General features: G+C 72.5%; 2 protein-coding genes and 2 pseudogenes. 2 read left to right on the top strand and 2 right to left on the bottom strand.

The window, feature by feature from the left end; genetic code table 11:
- Positions 1-234: pseudogene (locus G6030_RS08765) on the bottom strand (HAD-IB family hydrolase); the annotation flags it as partial.
- Positions 235-305: 71 nt separating this feature from the next.
- Here G6030_RS08765 and G6030_RS08760 point away from each other — a divergent pair.
- Entirely contained in the window at positions 306-575 is a 270-nt protein-coding gene (locus tag G6030_RS08760; protein WP_182642867.1) for a glutaredoxin family protein, read from the top strand.
- A gap of 46 nt (positions 576-621) precedes the next feature.
- On the opposite strand, the pseudogene G6030_RS08755 reads toward G6030_RS08760, so the two are convergent.
- A pseudogene (locus G6030_RS08755) lies at positions 622-962 on the bottom strand (HNH endonuclease signature motif containing protein).
- A gap of 396 nt (positions 963-1,358) precedes the next feature.
- Here G6030_RS08755 and hemA point away from each other — a divergent pair.
- On the top strand, positions 1,359-2,085 hold a 727-nt coding region (gene hemA, locus G6030_RS08750), incomplete at its 3' end, for a glutamyl-tRNA reductase (RefSeq protein ID WP_182642866.1).

The following is a 2,085-nucleotide window of genomic DNA, read 5'->3' as shown; positions in this document are numbered from 1 at the left end:
AGCGGCACCGTCGGCGCCGGCCAGCGGGGGACCGGGCTCGGCACCCGGCTCGAGCTTGACGGCGTGCTCGGCGGAGGCCTCGCCTGCGACCCGCTGGCCCCGCGCGTCGCGGCGCCTCCACACGAGCCTTCCCAACGCCGAGATCACGTCGGCACGACCGGGCAGTCGCCGGCGGCGCGGGGAGTCGGCGTGCTCGTCGCTGGCGTGGTCGTTCTCCGGGTGGGAGTCGTTCACCGGGCGGGACCTCCTCGGGGGCTGCGACCCCATCCTAGGGGAGCCCGGGAGGGGTGGTGCACTATCGAGGCATGGTGCACACGGTGACCCTGTTGACCCGCGAGGGCTGCGGCAGCTGCGTCCGCGTCCACGGCCAGCTACTGCCCCTGTGCGAGGGTGCCGGCGCGCGCCTGGAGGTCACCGACGTGGACCGCGCCGCCGATCCCGACCTCGCCGCCGAGTACGGGGACCGCCTGCCGGTCGTGTTGGTCGACGGTGCGGAGCATTCGTGTTGGGAGGTCGACGACGACGAGCTGCTCGCCACGCTCGCCGGGCCCGACCCGTTCGCGGGATGGGACTAGAGCCGGACGGGCACGGTGGGCGACAGGTGACGGGCCCCGCCGGGGCTCAGTCGTCGGTGCGGAGGGCCCGCAGGATGGTCGCGTGCCGGAGTAGGAACGCGCCCTCGTCGAGCTTCTTGCGCCGCAGCCCCGGTGACCTCGCTGCCCGCGCTTACTCGCGTTGCAGGATGCGCAGGCCGGGACCACGTTCTCCAGCGTGTAGCGCCCGCCGCGGGAGATCGGCATGACGCAGTCCCGCTGCAGGGCCGGTCCGACGGCGTGGCAGTAGGCGCAGCCGCCCCACGCGTCGAGGATCGCGGCCCACTGCTGGTCGGTGAGGTCGTTGTCGACCCGGGCGAGGCGCCGCTGCCGACGCTTCGCGTACCGGGCGCGGGTGGCGGCGGACATCGTGGCGGAGGACCTGCGACGCGGGGGCACGCGGTCACCGTACCCGGGCGCACGGCCTCCGGTCCGCGCTGTTCACGGGCGGTGTGAGGCGCTGCACGGACATAGCATCCTGTGCGGTGACGGTTTTGTCCCGGGGTGTCATGCGGGTTACGGTGGATCCCGTTACGGGTCGTACGCAGGCTTGAGGGCCACGGCCGTCCCGGCAGAGTGTTCCCGATCCGGGAGTGCCCTGTGCACAGCCGTGAACACCGACAGGAGACGACCGACTGTGGACCAGCGTTCCGCGAGTTCGTCCGGCGGGCCTGCGTTCTTCTCCCGAGTGGTTTCTCCCCGAGTTGACGAGCTGGCATCCATTCTGGCATGGGCCCGTCAGGCCCTGACGTCCGGGGGTCGGTTGTGAGCATCCTCCTGGTGGGTGTGTCCCACCACAGTGCGCCGGTGGCGCTGCTCGAGGCCGTGGCCGTGTCCGAGGTCGACCGCGACGCGCTCACCGAAGAACTCATCGCCGGCGAGAACGTCGACGAGGCGATGATCGTCACCACCTGCAACCGCGTCGAGGTGTACTCGGCCGTGGACGCGTTCCACCCGGCGCTCGACGACGTCGTCAACCTCCTGTCGCGCCACTCGGGCCTGTCCGTCGACGAGCTCAGCCGGCACCTGTACATCCGGTACTCCGAGTCCGCCGCCGAGCACCTGTTCTCCGTGGCCTCGGGCCTGGACTCGATGGTGGTGGGCGAGCAGCAGATCATCGGCCAGATCCGCACCGCGTACCAGTCCGCCTCCGAGATCGGCGCGGCCGGCACCACCCTGCACCGCCTCGCCCAGCAGGCCCTGCACGTGGGCAAGCGCGTCCACACGGAGACCGGCATCGACTCCGCCGGCGCGTCCGTCGTCTCCGTGGCGCTTGACCGGGCCGCGGAGATCCTCAACGCGAGTGCCGACGCCGACGCCCCCGACGCCCCGGCCTCGCGCCGCCTCGACGGTCGGCAGGCCGTCGTGCTCGGCGCCGGTGCCATGGGCGGCCTGGCCGTCGCGCACCTCGGCCGCGGCGGGATCTCCAGCATCGAGATCACCAACCGCACCCCGGAGCGCGCCGACCGGCTGTCCGAGATCGCCCGCGACT

The sequence above is a fragment of the Dietzia sp. E1 genome (assembly GCF_014145015.1).
In the GTDB taxonomy this organism is placed as follows: domain Bacteria; phylum Actinomycetota; class Actinomycetes; order Mycobacteriales; family Mycobacteriaceae; genus Dietzia; species Dietzia cinnamea_A.
Note: the sequence above shows the minus strand (reverse complement) of the source record. Positions and strands in the feature narration are given on the sequence as shown.